Source organism: Paractinoplanes lichenicola, assembly GCF_016785085.1.
In the GTDB taxonomy this organism is placed as follows: Bacteria; Actinomycetota; Actinomycetes; order Mycobacteriales; family Micromonosporaceae; genus Actinoplanes; species Actinoplanes lichenicola.
Window position 1 is genome coordinate 529,932 of record NZ_JAENHO010000005.1, and the last position, 18,463, is coordinate 548,394.

Sequence of the window (18,463 nt, forward strand, 5' to 3'; positions counted from 1 at the left end):
GTTGCCGAGCATCCGGTTCCGGACACCCGGCCGGCCATCTCCCGACGGGCATTCACATCAGCCATTGGGCGGGCGCCATTTTGGCCGGTGGGAAAGGTTTAAACGGCGGAAGAGTGAAATTGCGGCCTGGGTCACCCAAATGGTGCCGGCCAATAATGTGTTCTGATTCACGCGTAACCTTCCACCCTCGGTAATTCACCCACCACGAGCCGTTATGGCAATTCTTGCCGCCTAGTAACAAATCGGACACAGGTCTATGTGCCAAACACGCTCTGTTACTGAACCGGTTCCCCCAAGCCGTCCGGAATCGGTGTAGCAAGGTCTGGCCGGCAGCACCCGCTGCCTGACTCGCGACGACCTGGTTCACGCCGAGCCCTGCCCCGGGCCGGTCGAAGCGACCACCCGCACCATGAACAACCACAAAGGCATACTGGGGCAGGGACGGGGGAACCATTTCCGGTCCACTCCGCGCCACCCGCTCCGGTGGCGAGCTCGGAGAACCTTGGGGTGAAGTCGCTTTGGCGACCGGGCAACCTTCCCGCCCGAACCCGACAGCTAACCTCGCAGGCGTGCCGGAGGGATATCTCTACCGTGCACGAACACAGTTCGAGCCGTGGCCGCCGCAAGGCCGGTGCCGGCGTCATCGCACTGTCTCTGGGTCTCTGCCTCTGCGCAGGCCAGCTGATCGCCCCGTCGCCCGCCAGTGCGGCTCCGATCGTCACGGCGGCGGCTGCCTCCGCGAAGGTCAAGCCCTCGGTCCGCAGCTCCATCTCCACGCGGTCCGTCACCTACGGCGGCAAGATCAAGGTCACCGCGAAGTACATCAACCCGGCCAACGGCAAGGTGATCACTTCGGGGACCGTCCGCCTGCAGGCGCTCCGCAAGAGCAAGTGGGTCAACCTGTCGGCCAAGGCGCTGGGCAAGACCGGCACCGTCACGCTGACCGGTGAGCCGCACGTGAGCGGCGCGGTTCGCGCGTACTACGTGGGCACGCCGACCTACAAGCCGGTGGCCGGCGGCCAGTTCTCGGTGACCGTCAAGCCCAAGACGGCCCCCGTCCGGACGCGGATCATCAACGAGGCCAAGAAGCACGTCGGGTCGCTGTACAAGTACGGCGCGGCGGGCCCGTCCCGCTTCGACTGCTCGGGCTACACCATGTGGGTCTACAAGAAGGCTGCCGGTAAGAGCCTGCCCCACAAGGCGAACTCGCAGCAGAAGTACGGCAAGTCGATCGCCAAGGGCAGCAAGCAGATCGGCGACCTGATCATCTTCCGCAACGGCTCGTACGGTTACCACGCCGGCATCTACGCCGGCAGCGGTTACATGTACGACTCCCCGCACACCGGTGCGCGGGTGTCGAAGCGCAAGATGATCGGCTCGAACTACGTGGTTCGCCGTCTGGTCTGACGCCGAGCCTGACTCAGCGGGACGTGCCTGGTTCGGGCGCGTCCCGCTGTCAGCTTTTTCCCGTACGCGTCTTTTTCCCGTACGCGTCAGGCACGCGCTCTGCCCGAGCAGTCCCGCGCCGTCGTGCCTCACGGCCGTAGACCCGTTCCGGCCGGGGCGTGACCTTGCGCTTCAGATCGCCCCCACGGCAGTCCCGTGAGAGTTGTTCCGTCTCCACGTGGGCGCCGCCGCCGCGCTGATCCCCATTGCCCAACCCCGCGGCCGTCGTCCCGCAGTTCTGTCCCCGCCTCGAACGCCGGGCCGCCCCACGCGGCCCGGCGTTCGCCGTATCCCGCTTTTGTGACCGGCGGCCCCGGGTGGTCCGGCGCTTCCGTTTGCGGCACCTGAAGCCGGGCGGCTTCACGTGGCCCAGTGTTCGCCGCGTCCGGCGCCTCTATATAGGGCCCATACACCCCCGCCCCTAGATCAGGGCGTTGTCCACAGTCCCGGGTTGTCCACAGGGCCTCCTCCCAAGATCCACGGTTTTGACCACAATCTGCGGTGGCGGTGGGCCCCCTGGGAGGGCGGGTAAGGGGGGTGCGGCCAGTCGGCAACCACCTCAGGTCCTCCACTTTCCTCCCCGGAGGGGGTTGACATCGTGGTCGTCTGGGAGGTTTGGGCGTGTTTGGGACGGTTCTTGACAGGGGTGCCGGGAGGATGTCGGAAACCGGACGTCGTTGATCATGCTCTCGCCCTCCACTTCTCACCCACCTCGTTGAGCTGCGGTTTCGTGTGCGAATGGGCTTCGCGATGCCGCTCATTCGGCTTGCGGGTGGAGGGAAGTGGAGTAGAGTGGAGCGCAGTGGCAGGGCCGAAGTCGAACTAGACCTGAGGGGCCTGCCGGCCCGAGTTGACAGGCGGACCGCGAACCGCCCGGGGCAGGGGGTAGGGGCCGATGTTTCTCGGCACGCATACTCCGCGCCTCGACGACAAGGGGCGGCTGATCCTTCCGGCGAAGTTCCGTGATGAGCTGGCGGGAGGTGTCGTGATCACCAAGGGGCAAGAGCGCTGCTTGTACGTGTTCCCGATGCCGGAGTTCCAGCGCATCGCCGGCCAGCTGCGCGAGGCGCCGGTCACCAACAAGGCGGCCCGGGCTTACAGCCGGGTCTTCTTCGCCAGCGCGCACGACGAGGTCCCCGACAAGCAGGGGCGGGTCACCATCCCCGGTCACCTGCGGGAATACGCGGCCCTCGATCGTGAGCTCGTCGTCATCGGCGCGAGCACTCGGGTGGAGATCTGGGACAAGCAGTCCTGGGAGGAATACCTCGCGGCGAGCGAAGACGAGTTCGCCGACATCGAGGAGGGGGTGCTGCCCGGCGGACTGTAGGCACGGCACTCGACTGGGCCCGCGAAGGCCCGGACGCTGCCGCTTCCGTACTGCGAGATCTCCAGCCGCTCCCGCTCCTGGCGCCTCTTCCCCGGCGCCAGGCGCGTGTCCGGCCTAAGGCTTGTTTGAGAACTGGACCCGGCCTCGCTGCCACCCCAGTTGTCAAACAGGCCTTAGGGCGAGCCCGAATGGCAACGGGCACGAGCGGATGGGGATCTGGCGGTACGGGCGGGCGTCCGGGAAATGCCGCGGAACGGGTGACGTACGCGGGCGTCGGCACGAACAACCGGCAGGTCGGTGCCGGGCAAGGCGCGCGGACAGTCGGGGTGGGGCGATGGGGGTCGTAATGGGGGAGCTTCGCGGCACGCATGTGCCGGTGCTGCTCGAGCGCTGCCTCGAGCTGCTCGACCCCGCGCTGCGACTGCCGGGTGCCGTGCACGTCGACTTCACGCTGGGCCTGGGCGGTCACGCCGAGGCGGTCCTCGAGCGCTATCCGGACGTCGTCCTGATCGGACTCGACCGGGACACCGAGGCGCTGACGCACTCGCGGCACCGGCTCGCGCGGTTCGGCGAGCGGGCGCAGCTGGTGCACGCCGTCTACGACGAGTTGCCCCGGGTGCTCGACGAGCTCGACCTGGCCGAGTTCCACAGCGGCCTGTTCGACCTGGGTGTCTCGTCGTTGCAGCTGGACGAGGCGGATCGCGGCTTCGCGTACGCGCAGGACGCCCCGCTCGACATGCGGATGGACCAGACCTCCGGCTTCACCGCCGAGCAGGTCGTGAACGAGTACGAGCCGGGCGCGCTGGTCCGGATCCTGCGGCAGTACGGCGAGGAGAAGTTCGCGCAGCGGATCGTCTCGTCGATCGTCCGGGAGCGGCAGCGGGGCCGGATCACCTCGACGGCGCGACTGTCCGAGCTGGTCAAGGAGTCGATCCCGGCCGCCGCGCGACGAACGGGTGGAAATCCCGCAAAAAGAACGTTTCAAGCGCTACGTATTGAGGTAAATGGCGAACTCGCCACGCTCGAGGCCGCCGTCCCGGCGGCTTTGGACGCTTTGGCGCCGAAGGGGCGCCTTGTGGTGATGAGCTACCAATCCTTGGAGGACCGGATCGTCAAGCGTGCCCTCGCCGCGAGGTCGCGCAGCACCGGGCCGGTCGACCTGCCGGTCGAACTGCCCGGGACCGGTCCGACACTGCGGCTGCTGACAAGGGGGTCGGAGCCGCCCAGCGAGCAGGAGGTCGCGGCCAACCCGCGAGCGGCTTCGGTGAAGCTGCGCGCGGTCGAGCGCCTCGACCACCAGGCAACACCCGGGGCCGCCCGCGAACGGCCCCGAATGACTACAACGCACGGGGGACAAGGGCGGTTACGCCCGGGGGAACGTGAAGAGGGGGAGGGGAAAGCATGAGCGAGCGCACCTACGCGCCGCGGTCGGGGGGCCGGACCGCGGACGAGCAGCGTCCGGCCACCGGGCGGCGCCAGCCGGGGTCGGGCCGCGATGCGGACGCCCCGGGAAGTGCCGGCCGGGGGGCGCGGCAGTTCGCCGGAGCGGAGGACGGCGGGGTTCGCCGGTCCGGCACGCGCCGGTCAGGGACCCGCAGCAGGGACGAGGCGCGGACGCCGGCCGAGGCGCGCCGCGAACGGGAGGAGCGCCGGGCGGCCCGGGACGACCGGCCGGGTCGTGACGAGCGGGCCGGCCGCGCGAGCCGCGAGCGGGCCGCGCGGGCCAAGACGCGCGACACCGAGGGCGTACGGGCCGGGAAGCGGGACACCGAGGGCGTGCGCGACCGGGGTCGCGGCCGCAAGCCGGTCGAGGCTCCGGTCGACGGTGCCGCCGCGCTGCAGCTCGAGGTGACCGCGGCCGAGCCGCTGCGCACGACGGGTGAGGTGCCGGCCGCGCCACGCCTGCGGGTCGCTCCGCCGCCGCCGATCCACGGTGGACCGCGGGCCCCGTTCGTCGCGGGCGTCATCGGCGTGGTGATCGTCGGGGTGCTCGGCATCCTGCTGATCAACACGAAGACCAACGAGAACTCGTTCCGCATCGCCGACCTGCAGAAGCAGAACAGCGCGCTGGAGAACCAGCGGCAGGATCTGGACCAGCAGCTGGTCGAGGCGTCGAGCATCGGCAACCTGGACGCCGCGGCCCGCCGGCTCGGCCTGGTGCGGGCCGACATTCAGGACGTGGCCCAGCTGCGGCTGCCCGACGGCAAGATCATTCGGGTGCCGAAGCCGGTGCACGGCGCGCCGTCGATCACCCAGCCCGACGCGGTGACCGACAAGGGCGGCGAGAACATCTCGCCCGCCGGCGGCGCGGGGCGGTAGCCAGCGATGCCGCCGCGAGCCGACGACACTCCACCGCGCCGGGGCGCTCAGCCCCGGCGCGGTACGTCTCGTGACGTGCCCGCCGAGGGCGACGAGACGCCGAAGCAGAGCCGCGGGTTCGGCGGCATCGGCGACGCGCGGGCCTACACCCCACGCGGCCGCACGGTGGCCGAGCGCGACCAGCGCACCCGCTCGCCGCGGGCCGGGCGCACGTCCGACCCGTTCCGGCCCGCGCTGCAGGTGCTCGACGGCGGTCAGCCGCCCCGCCGTGGCCGCCCGGCGGCGGAGGAGCCACCCGGCAAGCCCGAGAAGAAGACGCCGGAGAAGAAGCAGCCCCCGCGCAGCCGCCGCCCCGAGGTCGAGGACGACGACGAGGACGAGGTCCGTCCCGCGCGCCGACCGGCTGGGCGCATCGTCGCCGACCGCGAGCGGGCCCGCACCACCGCGTCCCGGCCGGCCCGGACGACCGCGGCCAAGCCGGCCCGCTCGACGGCCTCACCGCGTACGGGAAAGGCGACCTCACCGCGTACGGGGAAGGCTGCCTCACCTCGTACGGGGAAAGCGGCCGGCACCCGGCGGACCGTGAGCGGACCGCGGGTCGACCGCGCCGTCCGCGCGGTCGCGCCCGAACCGCCCCGCCTCGCCAACAGCACCCGGCGCCTGCGGGTCGGCGCCGTCGTCGCGCTGTCCCTGTTCGCGATGATCGGCATCCGGCTGGTGATTCTGCAGGTCGCGGCGTCCCCCGAGGAGGCCCAGCGGCTGGTCGCCCTGCGCAAGGACAGGCTGGCCGAGGTGCGCCTGCCGGCCCCGCGCGGCAGCATCATCGACCGGGACGGCTCCGTGCTCGCGCACAGCGTCGAGGCCCGGTTCGTGGCGGCCGACCCGGGGCTGATCGAGGACCCGGTCAACACCGCGGCCATCCTCAGCCCGATGATCGGCGTCGCCCAGTCCAAGCTCGAGCCGCTGATGAAGCCGCACAAGCGGCCCGACGGCATGGACGCCCGCTTCGAGTTCCTGGCCCAGGGCGTCGACATCTCGGTCGGCGACCGGATCGCGGCCATGAAGCTGCCCGGCATCGTGGTCAAGGAGGACGAGCGGCGCGACGTGCCGAACGCCAACCTGGCGGCCAACCTGATCGGCTTCACCGGCGCCGACAACTCCGGCCTGGAGGGGCTCGAGGCCCGCTACGACTCGCTGCTGCGCGGCACCGACGGCGAGCGGCAGTTCGAGATCGGCAAGGGCGACCTCAACAAGCCGATCCCGGGCGGGTTCGAGAAGTACACCGAGCCCCAGCCGGGCACGTCGCTGCAGCTGACCATCGACAGCAAGCTGCAGTACGAGGTGCAGCGCATCCTGGCCGAGGAGGGGAAGCGGACCAAGGCGACCATGGCCGGCGCCGTGGTGATCGACGTGAAGACCGGCGAGGTGCTGGCCCAGGCGAGCTACCCGATGTACAACGCGGCCAAGCCGGGCGACTACACGCCGACCGAGCGTGAGGACGCGCCGAGCAGCATCGTGGCCGACCCCGGCTCGGTGCACAAGGCGTTCATCTTCGGCGCGGCCCTGCAGGAGGGGCTGATCACGCCGGAGTCCACGCTGACCATCGGGCCCGCCGTGGAGCGTGGTGGCTATCGCTTCCAGGACAGCCACATGCAGAAAAAGGGCACCAAGATGACGATGCCGGGCCTGCTGGCCTACTCGTCCAACGTGGGCACGATCCTCATCGGCGAGATGCTCGGCAAGGAGAAGGTCGTCGAATACCAGCGCAAGTTCGGGCTGGGCAAGTCGACCAACGAGGGCATGCCCGGTGAGGCCGAGGGCCGCATCCTGGAGCCCGGGGAGTGGAGCGGCTCGGCGTACGGGTCGGTGCCGATCGGCATGAGCGTCGACGCGACGCTGGTGCAGATGGCGGCCGGGTACGCGGCGATCGCCAACGACGGCACGTACATCCAGCCGCACCTGATCAAGTCGATGATCTCCGGCAAGGACGGCAAGGTGACCGGGGCGGCCCAGCCGCTGTCGCACAAGGTGCTCGACCCGGGCGTGGCGGCGCAGCTGCGCGAGATGATGGAGTCCGTCGTCGACGGCGAGGGCGCCACCGGCACCCAGGCCGCGGTTCCGGCCTATCGGGTGGCCGGCAAGACGGGCACCGGCAAGCGGCTGATCGACGGGCAGTACACGAGCGCCAACTACGGCTCGTTCATCGGCATGGCGCCGGCCGAGAACCCGCGGTACGTCATCGCGGTGTCGGCCGACGTGCCCAAGGGCACCGGCGGCGACGTGGCCGCTCCGGCCTTCGCCGAGATGATGTCGTACGCGATGCTGCACTACCGGGTGCCGCCGTCCTCGACGCCGGCGCCGAAGTTCAAGATCCATCCATGACCCTCTGCATGGCGTTTTCCGGGTGGAGCCGGGCACGGGGTAGGGTCTGACGCCGTGCCCGGCATTCCCCGTCCCGAAACCGTTGCCCCGTATCGTCTGGCCCGGTTGGCGGCGTTGTTGCCGGCCACCCTGACCGGCGCCGACACCGAGGTCACGGGGGTCACGCACGACAGCCGCGCGGTCCGTCCGGGCGATCTCTACGCGGCGCTGCCCGGCGCCAACCGGCACGGCGCCGAGTTCTCCGGCGACGTCGCCGCGGCCGGCGCGGCCGCCGTGCTCACCGACGCCACCGGGCACGCCGCGGCCACCGCGGCCGGGCTGCCGGTGCTGGTGGCCGACGACCCGCGGGCGGTGCTCGGCACGGCCGCGGCCGCGATCTACGGCGACCCGTCGGGCCGGCTCACGATGATCGGGATCACCGGCACGGCCGGCAAGACCTCGACGGCATACCTGGTGGAGTCGGGCCTGCGCGCGGCCGGGCTGACCACCGGGCTGATCGGCACGGTCGAGACCCGCATCGGCGACCTGGTCGTGCCTAGCGTGCGCACCACTCCCGAGGCCACCGACCTGCACGCGATCCTGGCCGCGGGCCTCGAGCGCGGGGTCGGCGCCGTGGTCATGGAGGTGTCCAGCCACGCCCTCGCGGTCGGCCGGGTCGGCGGCATCGGCTTCACAGTCGGCGGCTACACCAACTTCGGCCTCGACCACCTCGACTTCCACGCCGACGCCGACGACTACTTCGCGGCCAAGGCCAAGCTGTTCGACGGCCGCTGCCAGTTCGAGGTGCTCAACCTCGACGAGGCGGCGCTGCGCCCGCTGTTCAAGCCGGCCACGATCAGCTATTCGGCGGCCGGCGACCCGGCGGCCACGTGGTGGGCCTCCGACGTGCGCCCGTCCGAGTTCGGCCAGCGGTTCGTCGCGCACGGGCCGGGGGTCGAGGTCGAGGCGGGCGTGGCCCTGCCCGGGCGGCACAACGTGGCCAACGCCCTGCTGGCCCTGGCCGCGCTGGTGGCCGCGGGGGTCGACGCCCGGACGGCGGCCGACGGCATCGCGGCCTGCCCCGGCGTGCCCGGCCGGCTCGAGCAGGTGACCGCCCCGGGCGAGGTGCTGGGCGTGGTCGACTACGCGCACAAGCCGGACGCGATCGTGGCCGCCCTGGCCGCGCTGCGCGAGCTGGCCCACGGGCGCGGCGGCCGGGTGATCGGCCTGATCGGGGCCGGGGGCGACCGCGACAAGGGCAAGCGCCCGCTGATGGGTGCGGCCGCGGCCCGCGGGTCCGACCTGGTGATCATCACCGACGACAACCCCAGGACCGAGGACCCCGCGGCCGTACGGGCGGCCGTGCGGGCCGGCGCGGAGGAGTCCGGGGCGGCTGCGAAGATCATCGAAGTCCCCGGCCGGCGGGCCGCGATCGACGAGGCCGTACGGCTGGCCGCCCCCGGCGACGTGATCGCGCTGCTGGGCAAGGGACACGAGCGGGGCCAGGAGGTGGACGGCCAGATGCTGCCGTTCGACGACCGCATCGAGCTCGCCGAGGCGCTGACCGCCGCGGCCGGGGGTAATTCGTGATTCGTCTGACGCTGGAAGAGATCGCGCAGAGCACCGGCGGCCGCGTCGTCAACGCGGAACCGGGGCTCGCGGTCACCGGGGGAGTGGAGTACGACTCCCGCAAGATCGGACCGGGCGGCCTGTTCGTCGCGTTCGAGGGCGAGAAGGTCGACGGCCACAAGTTCGCCGGCGCCGCGGTCGAGGCCGGGGCGGCCGCCGTGCTGAGCACCCGTGACACCGGGCAGCCGGGCGTGGTGGTCGAGAAGCCCCTCGAGGCCCTGGCGGCGCTGGCCCGCGTGGTGGTCTCGCGGCTGGGCGACCTCACCGTCGTGGGGCTGACCGGATCGTCGGGCAAGACGACGACCAAGGACTACATCGGGCAGCTGCTCTCCCGGGTCGGGCCCGCGATCGCGCCCGCCGGGTCGCTCAACAACGAGCTGGGCTTCCCGTACACGGTGCTGCAGGCCGGCGAGGAGACTCGCTTCCTGGTGCTCGAGATGGGCGCCCGCGGGATCGGGCACATCCGCTACCTGACCGAGATCGCCCGGCCGTCGATCGGCGCCGTGCTCAACGTGGGGGCGGCCCACATCGGCGAGTTCGGGTCGGTCGAGGGCACCGCGCGGGCTAAGGGTGAGCTGGTCGAGGCGCTGCCCGCCGACGGTGTCGCGGTGCTCAACGCCGACGACCCCCTGGTGGCGGGGATGGCGTCCCGGACTCGCGCTCAGGTGTGTCTCGTCGGCGAATCCGACATTTCCGATTTGCGAGCTACGGACGTGGGTCTCGACCCGCGGGGCCGCGCGTCCTACACCCTGAACCTCGAGGGCCGTTCGGCAAGAGTCACGCTCGGCGTCGCGGGTCGGCACCAGGTCGCGAACACCCTGGCGGCGGCGGCCGTGGCCCTCGCGGCCGGAATGCGGTTCGACGACCTGGCCGCCGCGCTGGGCGAGGTCGGCATCGTCTCCGGCCGCCGCATGGACGTCTTCACCCGGCCCGACGGCGTGACGGTGATCGACGACTCCTACAACGCCAACCCGTCGTCGACCGCGGCCGCCCTGCAGGCGCTGGCCGCGATGGCCGGCGGGCGCCGCACCACCGCCGTGCTCGGCTACATGGCCGAGCTCGGCGAGCACGAGGTCCCGGGGCACGCGGAGGTCGGCCGGCTCGCCGCCGAGCTGGGCGTGGACCGGCTGATCGTGGTCAGCCCCGAGGCCGCGCCCATCGCGGACGGCGCGCTGGGCGTCGAGGGGTGGAAGGGCGTGGCCACCGTCGTGCCCGACCAGGCCGCCGCCCTCGGCCTTCTCACTGGCGACCTCGGCGGCGGCGACGTCGTGCTGGTCAAGGGTTCCCGATACCGCACGTGGGACGTGGTGGACGCGCTGCGCCCCGAGGAGGTTCGCCCGTGAGGGCAGTCATCGTCGCGGCCGCGGTCGCGTTCATCATCTCGCTGTTCGGCACCCCGGTGGCGATCCGTGTCTTCACGGCGCTCAAGGCCGGTCAGCCGATCCGCACCCTCGGGCCGGCGACCCACCAGGGCAAGAAGGGCACGCCCACGATGGGTGGTGTCGCCTTCATCATCGCCACGGTCTTCGCGTACGTGGCGGGGCACATCGCCCTGACGACGCTGCCCGAGCGGCAGATCGCGCAGGAGTCGCCGACCATGACGGCGCTGGTCCTGCTCGGCCTGTTCGTGTTCTGCGGCGTGGTCGGCTTCCTCGACGACTTCCTCAAGGTGCGCCGGCGCAACTCCGACGGTCTGAGCGCCAAGGGCAAGCTGCTCGGCCAGCTGATCGTCGGCGGCGCGTTCGCGGTCGTGGCGCTCTACGTGCCCAGCACCAACGGCGAGACCGTGGCCAGCGAGAAGATCTCGTTCATCCGCGACATCGACCTGCTGGACGTGGGCAAGGTCGGCTCGGTCATGGTCTTCGTCTTCGTCATCATGGCCATGTCGAACGGCGTGAACCTGACCGACGGCCTCGACGGCCTGGCCACCGGCGCCTCGATCCTCGTGCTGGGGGCGTACGCGCTGATCGGCTTCTGGCAGTATCGCCACTGGTGCGGCGACTCGGACTACGCCCGGGTCAACGACTACTGCTACCAGGTGCGCGACCCGCTGGAGATCGCGATGATCGCGGCCGCGGCGGCCGCCGCCTGTGTGGGCTTCCTGTGGTGGAACACGTCGCCGGCCCGCATCTTCATGGGCGACACCGGCGCGCTCGGGCTCGGCGGCCTGATCGGCGGCCTGGCCGTGGCCACCCGCACGACGCTGCTGTCGGTCATCATCGGCGGCCTGTTCGTCATCATCACGATGTCCGTCGTCATCCAGATCATCTCGTTCAAGACCACCGGCAAGCGCGTCTTCCGGATGTCGCCGCTGCAGCACCACTTCGAGCTGGCCGGGTGGAGCGAGGTCAACATCGTGGTGCGGTTCTGGATCGTGGCGGGCATCTGCGTCGCGATCGGACTGGGACTGTTCTATTCAGACTTCCTCGCGATCATGGGATAGATATCTCTCGCGACACGCCAAGCGCCATACGCCGGTTGGCGTGTCGCCGAGACGAAGATGAGTGAATGGCGGAACGGACAGAACAGGCACCCCGCCCGTCACTCAGCCGGCAGCTGCTGCCCGCGGTGCACGGGCTGCTGGCACGGCCGCTCTCGTCGTACTATCTGCTGCTGGCCGGCTCGGGTCTGCTGCTGCTGATCGGCCTGACCATGGTCTTCTCGGCGACCAGCGTGAAGGCGTACGCGGAGAACGGCAACGCCTTCAGCGCGATCGCCAACCAGGCCGTCTTCGCGCTGCTCGGCCTGTTCGCCTTCTGGGTCTGCCAGCGCCTGCCCGCCGGCACCCTGCGCGACCTCGGCAAGTTCGTGCTCGGCCTGGCCATCGTGCTGCTGATCATCCTCGACCTGCTCGGGGCGCTGAAGTCGGTCGGCCTGTTGCCGTCCGCGAAGATCGGCCCGGTCCGCGCCGACCTGCTCTGGCTCTACTTCGGCCCGATCGGTCTGCAGCCCGCCGAGTTCGCCAAGCTCGGCATGGTGCTCTGGGGCGCCGACGTGATCGCCCGCAAGGGCCCGGCGCTGGGGCACTGGAAGGAGCTGTCGCGCCCGCTGTTCCCGGTCGTCGGCCTCCTGTTCGTGCTGGTCGGCTATAACGACCTGGGCAGCATGCTGGTGCTGCTGGCGCTGATCGTCGGCCTGCTCTGGGCGGCCGGGGTCCGGTTGCGGATCTTCGCCGCGCTCGGCGTGCTCGGCCTGGCCGGCATCAGCCTGCTGATCGCGGCCGCGTCCGGCGGCGCCGGCTCGGGTCAGGCCGGCGAGGAGAACTACCGGCTGGCCCGGCTCACCAACTTCCTGCAGCCGATCGACCAGTGCGACCTCGCCGGCCCCTGCTATCAGCTGATCCAGGCCCGCTCGGCGATCTTCGAGGGCGGCTGGTTCGGGGTCGGCCTGGGCAAGGGCGCGCTCAAGTGGAACTGGCTGCCGATGGCCGACAACGACTTCATCTTCGCGGTGGTCGCCGAGGAGCTCGGGGTGGTCGGCTGCGCGGTCATCCTGGCGCTGTTCGGGGTGCTGGCCTACACCGGCTTCCGGATCGCCCGGCGCTCGCAGGACCCGTTCCGCCGGCTCGCCGCGGCCGCGATCACCACGTGGCTCGTGTCCCAGGCCGTGATCAACATGGGCGGCGTGACCGGCACGCTGCCCATCACCGGTCTGCCGCTGCCCTTCATCTCCGCAGGTGGCAGCGCCCTCGTCGTGACCATGGCGGCGATCGGCATGCTGGCCTCCTTCGCCCGCGCCGAACCGCAGGCGTCACTCGCCCTGAACGCGCGTCCGCCCGCGAGATGGGTACGGCTAGTCTGGGCCCCGCTGCCGCCGCTTCCCCCTTCGCGGCGGCCCAGCCCCGCCGTCCGGGAGACCGCGGGGGCAGAGAGGAGACGGTGATGGGTTCGCTGCGGTCGGTCGTGCTCGCCGGGGGAGGCACCGGTGGTCACATCTATCCGCTGCTGGCCTTCGCCGACGCGGTCAAACGGCACTTCCCCGACGTCCGGATCACCACGCTGGGCAGCCCGCAGGGCATGGAGAACCAGCTCATCCCGGCGGCCGGCTACGACCTGCGCGTGATCCCCGCCTTCCAGCTGCCGCGCTCGGTCAACCTCAACCTGATCCGCACGCCCGACCGGATGTGGAAGTCGGCCCACGCGGCCGGCAAGATCCTCGACGAGGTTCAGGCCGACGCGGTGGTCGGCTTCGGGGGCTACGTGTCGGTGCCGGCCTATCTGGCGGCCTGGCGGCGCGAGGTGCCGATCGTGATCCACGAGGTCAACGTGCCGCCGGGCGTGGCCAACCGGATGGGCATGAAGTTCACCAAGAACGTGGCCGTCGGCTTCCCGCAGCAGCCACAGATGGCCGAGTCGCTCAAGGACGCCCGGGTCGTCGGCGTCCCGCTGCGCACGGCCCTGACGCATCTCGACCGCGCGGCCCTGCGCCCGCAGGCGCTCTACCAGTTCGGCCTGCGCCCCGACCTGCCGGTGCTGTTCGTCTCGGGCGGTTCCTCGGGCGCCCGCACGATCAACCTGGCCGTGGCCGCCGCGGCCAAGCGCCTCGCCCACGCCGGCGTGCAGGTGCTGCACGTGCAGGGCGGCCGCAACGACCCGTTCGAGGTGCCGACCGACCTCCCGGTGCCCTATGTAGTGGTGCCGTATCTGTCGGACATGCAGCTGGGCTACGCGGCGGCCGACCTGATGCTGTGCCGCGGCGGCGCGATCACGGTCGCCGAGACCACGGCGCTCGGCGTCCCCGCGATCTATGTGCCCTATCCGTTCAGCAACCAGGAGCAGACGCGCAACGCGCAGCCGGTCGTGCAGGCGGGCGGCGGCATCCTGGTCGACAACGGCGATCTCACCCCCGAGTGGATCGAGCAGAACGTCATCCCGCTCGCGCGGGACAGGCACCGCCTCGCCGCGATGGGCCATGCGGCCTCCCGGTACGGTCGTCGCGACGGTGACGAGGCGCTGCTCGAGTTCGTTCTCGAAGCGGTGGCCAAGGCCAAGTGAACGTGACCAAGGGAGCAGACCAGTGAACACGGCGGAGCTGCGGCCGGCCGGCGAGTTGACCGCCGAGGATCTGGGCAGCGTGCACCTCATCGGCATCGGCGGGGTGGGCATGGCCGGGCTGGCCCGCCTGCTGCTGACCCGGGGCGTCCCGGTCTCGGGCAGCGAGCTGCGCGAGTGGCCGGCCCTGGCCGGGCTGCGGGCGCTGGGCGGCACGGTGCACATGTCCCACGTCGCCGAAAATCTGGACGGCGTCGACACGGTCGTCTACTCCACCGCCATCCCGCACGACCACCTCGAGCTGGCCGAGGCCCGCCGGCGCGGCCTGCGCGTCCTGCACCGCTCCGAGGCGCTCGCCGCGGCCATGACCAACCGGCAGGCCATCGCGGTGGCCGGCACGCACGGCAAGACCACCACGACGTCGATCATGACGGTGATCTTCCAGCACGCGGGTCAGGACCCGTCGTTCGTGATCGGCGGCGAGATCAGCGAGGCCGGCTCCAACGGCCACCACGGCACCGGCCCGCATTTCGTGGTCGAGGCCGACGAGAGCGACAAGTCGTTCCTGATCTACCGGCCGCACGTCGCGATCGTCACCAACATCGAGGGCGACCACCTCAACAACTGGGGCGACCTCGACGGGCTCAAGGCGGGCTTCCTGCAGTTCGCCGAGCTCGCCGCGCCCGGCGGCTTCGTGGTCACCTGCGCCGACGACCCCGGCACGCAAGATCTGATCGCCGCGCTCAAGGCCAAGGGCAAGACCGTCTATACGTACGGCGAGACGCCCGGCGCCGACCTGCGGATCAGCGAGGTGGTCTCGACCGTCAGCGGCGTGCGCTACTCCGCCGAGCTCGACGGCAAGCCGCTGGGCGAGATCAAGCTGGCGCTGCCGGGCCGGCACATGGGCCTCAACAGCGCGGCCGCGGTGCTGACGGCGCTGCGCCTGGGCCTGCCGCTCGACAAGATCGTGGAGGCGCTGGCGTCGTTCCCCGGGGTGCGGCGGCGCTTCGAGCGCAAGGGCATCGCGGCCGGCGTGCGGGTCTACGACGAATACGCGTACCACCCGACCTCGGTCAAGGCCGCGCTGCGCACGCTGCGCGAGGTGGCCGGCGACGGGCGCCTGCTGGTGGTCTTCCAGCCGTATCGGGTCTATCGCACCCGCGACCTGCAGGCCGAGCTGGCCGAGGGGCTGGCGATCGCCGACCAGGTCATCTGCATGGAGGTCTTCGGGCCGGGCGAGGTGCGCGGCCCCGGCGAGGGCGGGGTGGCGCTGACGGCGGCCGTCGACCTGCCCGCCGAGCAGAAGGTTTTCGTCCCCGACTGGGAGGACGTGCCGGCCGAGGTCGTGCGGCGCAGCCGGCCGGGTGATGTGGTGGTCACCATGGGCGCCCCGCCGATCTCGCTGATGGGCGACGAGCTGCTGGCCGCGCTGGACGAGGCGGATCGGGCGTAGGAGGAGCATGAGCGGCGGGCGCAACTGGAGGCTGGTGCGGGCCGACACCGACGCGGTGCCGTCGTCCGCGCGCCGGTTCATGGCGCGGGCCCGCCAGCGCCGGATGCGCGCCGCGCTGCCCTGGGCCGTGGCCGCGGGCGTGCTGCTCGTGGCCGGGGGCGTGCTCTGGCTGGTCTACGGCACGTCGGTGCTGAGTGTGCGCGAGGTCAAGGTCGTGGGCACCCAGTTCGTCGCCGTCTCGCAGATCGAGCAGGCCGCCGCGGTGCCCGACGCCGAGCCGCTGGCCCGGGTCGACCTCGACGGCGTGCGGGCCCGGGTGCGCGAGCTGCCGCCGGTCGAGCGGGTCGTGGTGCGGCGCAGCTGGCCGTCCACGCTGGTCGTCGAGGTCGTGGAGCGTACGCCGGTGGCCGCCGTGCCGCAGGGCGGGGAGTTCTCGCTGATCGACCGGGCCGGGGTGGCGTATCGGACGGTCAAGCAGAAGCCGGCGAACCTGCCACTCGTCCGGGTTGATTTCCCGAGCGCCTCCGACGTGAACACGCAGTCGGCGCTGACCGTGCTGGCCGCCCTCAGCGATGAGCTGCGCGAGCAGGTGGTGGCCGTCTCGGTGGCGGCCCCGGCCCAGATCAGGCTCGAGCTGGTCAAGGAACGTACGGTCGTGTGGGGCGACGACACCCAAAGCGACACCAAGAGCCAGGTCGCGACCGCTTTGTTGAAACGGGCGGGCAAGGAGATCGACGTCTCCGCACCCTCGGTCGTGACGATCCGCTAATATCAGGGGCTAAGCGGACATCGGGGCGGAAACGCCATATTTTGGTCGAGGTTACGGGTCGGTCGGATTTTCGCCACGTAAGCGGACGCCGACACGCCGCGCCGGTTCTTTGGTTGACGTGGGATGTCCGCTTACGTTGCCACCAGAGGTTGAGTGGTTGACATAACCCTCACCCTCTAGTAGAGGGTGAGGGTTTCCTCGCCCTCCCTTGTACGGCAGCGGGTGGCGAAGGTGCGTTCTGGCCGGACCGCACGGGGCCCACGACACCCACTAACCCTGGAAGGGAAGGCTGAGCCCATGACACCTCCCCACAACTACCTGGCGGTCATCAAGGTCGTCGGGATCGGCGGCGGCGGCGTGAACGCCGTCAACCGAATGATCGAGGTCGGGCTCAAGGGCGTCGAGTTCATCGCGATCAACACCGATGCTCAGGCGCTGCTGATGAGCGACGCCGACGTCAAGCTCGACGTCGGCCGCGAGCTGACCCGGGGCCTCGGCGCCGGCGCGCAGCCCGAGGTCGGCAAGAACGCCGCCGAGGACCACCGCGACGAGATCGAGGAGGTGCTCAAGGGCGCCGACATGGTCTTCGTGACGTGCGGCGAGGGCGGCGGCACCGGAACCGGCGGCGCGCCCGTGGTCGCGAACATCGCCCGCAAGCTCGGCGCGCTCACCATCGGCGTCGTCACCCGGCCGTTCTCGTTCGAGGGCAAGCGCCGCCAGGTGCAGGCCGAGTCCGGCATCGACGAGCTGCGCAACCAGTGCGACACGCTCATCGTGATCCCGAACGACCGGCTGCTCGCGCTGGGCGACCGCGGCATCAGCATGATGGACGCGTTCCGCCAGGCCGACCAGGTGCTGCTCTCCGGCGTGCAGGGCATCACCGACCTGATCACGACCCCGGGTCTGATCAACCTCGACTTCGCCGACGTCAAGAGCGTGATGAGCGGGGCCGGCAGCGCGCTCATGGGCATCGGCAGCGCCCGCGGGGACAACCGCGCGGTCGAGGCGGCCGAGAAGGCGATCTCGAGCCCGCTGCTCGAGCAGAGCATGGACGGCGCCCGCGGCGTGCTGCTCTCCATCGCCGGCGGCTCCGACCTGGGCCTGTTCGAGATCAATGACGCGGCCCAGCTGGTCACCGACGCGGCCCACCCGGACGCGAACATCATCTTCGGCGCGGTCATCGACGACGCGCTGGGCGACGAGGTGCGGGTCACCGTGATCGCGGCCGGCTTCGACGGGGGCACACCCTCCTACAAGCCGTCCGAGCCGGCCCGCAAGGTCGTGCAGCAGCCGGCCGAGCGTACGGCGGTCACGCCGCCCGCGCCCGCCACCGCCGCGGCCGGGGCGACGCCTCCGCCCGCGCCGGCCCAGGCCACGCCGCCGCCGCGGCGCGTGCTCTTCGACGACGTGGACGTGCCGGACTTCCTCAAGAACGGCTCGTGACCGACGAGGGGCGGCGGGCCGAGCTGGCCGCCGCCCTGCGGCAGGTCAACGACCGGATCGAACGCGCGTGCGCGGCGGCCGGCCGGCCCGCGGCCGAGGTCACCCTCGTCGCGGTGACCAAGACCTACCCGGCGAGCGACGTGGTGCTGCTGGCCGGGCTCGGCGTGACCGACGTCGGGGAGAACAAGGACCAGGACGCGGCGCCCAAGGCCGAGCTGGCCCGGGCCGAGGGGGCGACCCCGCGGTGGCACTTCATCGGTCAGCTCCAGCGCAACAAGGCCCGCTCGGTCGTCCGGTACGCCGACGTCGTGGAGTCGGTCGACTCGGTGCGCCTGGCCGAGGCGCTGGCCCGGGCCGCCGCCGGGCGCTCCGAGCCGCTCGACGTGCTGGTGCAGGTGAGCATCGACGGCGATCCGGCGCGTGGCGGCGCGGCCGGCGACGACCTGTGGCGGGTATCCGACTCGGTGGCGGCCGCCGACACGCTGCGGCTCGGCGGGATCATGGCGGTGGCCCCGATGGACTGGGCGCCCGACCGGGCCTTCGAGGCGCTTCACGGGCTGTCGGATCGCCTGGTCAAGACCCATCCGGGCGCCACCGCGATCTCGGCCGGCATGAGCGGCGACCTCGAGGCGGCCGTCCGGCACGGCGCGACACACGTCCGAATCGGCACTTCTTTGCTCGGAATGCGAAACCCGCTGCGGTAGCCTTGCGGCGGGCAGCAAACT

Annotated in this window: 14 protein-coding genes and 1 riboswitch; all 14 genes read left to right on the forward strand. The window is 71.3% G+C overall.

The features are described 5' to 3' along the window. The first annotated feature begins 414 nt into the window (after positions 1-414). A riboswitch (cyclic di-AMP (ydaO/yuaA leader) is annotated at positions 415-585 on the forward strand. A gap of 6 nt (positions 586-591) precedes the next feature. The 14 genes from JKJ07_RS19935 (at position 592) to JKJ07_RS20000 (ending at position 18,442) form a co-directional block, all read left to right on the forward strand. Then, the gene (locus JKJ07_RS19935) at positions 592-1,407 is read left to right on the forward strand and encodes a C40 family peptidase (RefSeq protein WP_202993083.1); all 816 of its coding nucleotides are present in this window, start codon (positions 592-594) and stop codon (positions 1,405-1,407) included. 934 nt (positions 1,408-2,341) lie between these two features. Continuing rightward, positions 2,342-2,773: a division/cell wall cluster transcriptional repressor MraZ gene (gene mraZ / locus JKJ07_RS19940; RefSeq protein ID WP_202993084.1), complete on the forward strand. Its 432-nt coding sequence runs from the start codon at positions 2,342-2,344 to the stop codon at positions 2,771-2,773. A 346-nt stretch (positions 2,774-3,119) separates the two neighbouring features. Further along, positions 3,120-4,178: a 16S rRNA (cytosine(1402)-N(4))-methyltransferase RsmH gene (gene rsmH / locus JKJ07_RS19945; RefSeq protein WP_202993085.1), complete on the forward strand. Its 1,059-nt coding sequence runs from the start codon at positions 3,120-3,122 to the stop codon at positions 4,176-4,178. Continuing rightward, positions 4,175-5,092: a cell division protein FtsL gene (gene ftsL / locus JKJ07_RS19950; RefSeq protein WP_202993086.1), complete on the forward strand. Its 918-nt coding sequence runs from the start codon at positions 4,175-4,177 to the stop codon at positions 5,090-5,092. The genes rsmH and ftsL overlap by 4 nt, the downstream gene beginning before the upstream one ends. Before the next feature lie 75 nt (positions 5,093-5,167). Further along, entirely contained in the window at positions 5,168-7,474 is a 2,307-nt protein-coding gene (locus JKJ07_RS19955) for a peptidoglycan D,D-transpeptidase FtsI family protein (RefSeq protein WP_307834327.1), read from the forward strand. A 54-nt stretch (positions 7,475-7,528) separates the two neighbouring features. Continuing rightward, positions 7,529-9,043: a UDP-N-acetylmuramoyl-L-alanyl-D-glutamate--2,6-diaminopimelate ligase gene (locus tag JKJ07_RS19960; protein ID WP_202993088.1), complete on the forward strand. Its 1,515-nt coding sequence runs from the start codon at positions 7,529-7,531 to the stop codon at positions 9,041-9,043. Next, complete coding sequence (locus JKJ07_RS19965) at positions 9,040-10,425, forward strand: UDP-N-acetylmuramoyl-tripeptide--D-alanyl-D-alanine ligase (RefSeq protein ID WP_202993089.1); 1,386 nt, start codon at positions 9,040-9,042, stop codon at positions 10,423-10,425. The genes JKJ07_RS19960 and JKJ07_RS19965 overlap by 4 nt, the downstream gene beginning before the upstream one ends. After that, positions 10,422-11,525, forward strand: coding sequence for a phospho-N-acetylmuramoyl-pentapeptide-transferase (gene mraY / locus JKJ07_RS19970; RefSeq protein WP_202993090.1), 1,104 nt, complete (start codon positions 10,422-10,424; stop codon positions 11,523-11,525). Before JKJ07_RS19965 ends, mraY begins: the two co-directional genes overlap by 4 nt. Before the next feature lie 65 nt (positions 11,526-11,590). Further along, on the forward strand, positions 11,591-12,964 hold the full coding sequence (locus JKJ07_RS19975) for an FtsW/RodA/SpoVE family cell cycle protein (RefSeq protein WP_202993091.1): 1,374 nt from the start codon (positions 11,591-11,593) through the stop codon (positions 12,962-12,964). Continuing rightward, positions 12,964-14,076, forward strand: coding sequence for an undecaprenyldiphospho-muramoylpentapeptide beta-N-acetylglucosaminyltransferase (murG, locus tag JKJ07_RS19980; protein WP_202993092.1), 1,113 nt, complete (start codon positions 12,964-12,966; stop codon positions 14,074-14,076). Before JKJ07_RS19975 ends, murG begins: the two co-directional genes overlap by 1 nt. A 22-nt stretch (positions 14,077-14,098) precedes the next feature. Beyond that, complete coding sequence (gene murC, locus JKJ07_RS19985) at positions 14,099-15,526, forward strand: UDP-N-acetylmuramate--L-alanine ligase (protein WP_202993093.1); 1,428 nt, start codon at positions 14,099-14,101, stop codon at positions 15,524-15,526. Between the two features lie 7 nt (positions 15,527-15,533). Beyond that, positions 15,534-16,295 (forward strand): cell division protein FtsQ/DivIB, encoded by a 762-nt coding sequence (locus tag JKJ07_RS19990; RefSeq protein WP_202993094.1) that lies wholly within the window; start codon positions 15,534-15,536, stop codon positions 16,293-16,295. A gap of 297 nt (positions 16,296-16,592) precedes the next feature. Beyond that, a complete protein-coding gene (ftsZ, locus tag JKJ07_RS19995; RefSeq protein WP_202993095.1) occupies positions 16,593-17,738 on the forward strand; it encodes a cell division protein FtsZ in 1,146 nt (381 codons plus the stop codon). Continuing rightward, positions 17,735-18,442 (forward strand): YggS family pyridoxal phosphate-dependent enzyme, encoded by a 708-nt coding sequence (locus JKJ07_RS20000; protein ID WP_202993096.1) that lies wholly within the window; start codon positions 17,735-17,737, stop codon positions 18,440-18,442. The genes ftsZ and JKJ07_RS20000 overlap by 4 nt, the downstream gene beginning before the upstream one ends. The last annotated feature ends 21 nt before the right edge of the window (positions 18,443-18,463 follow it).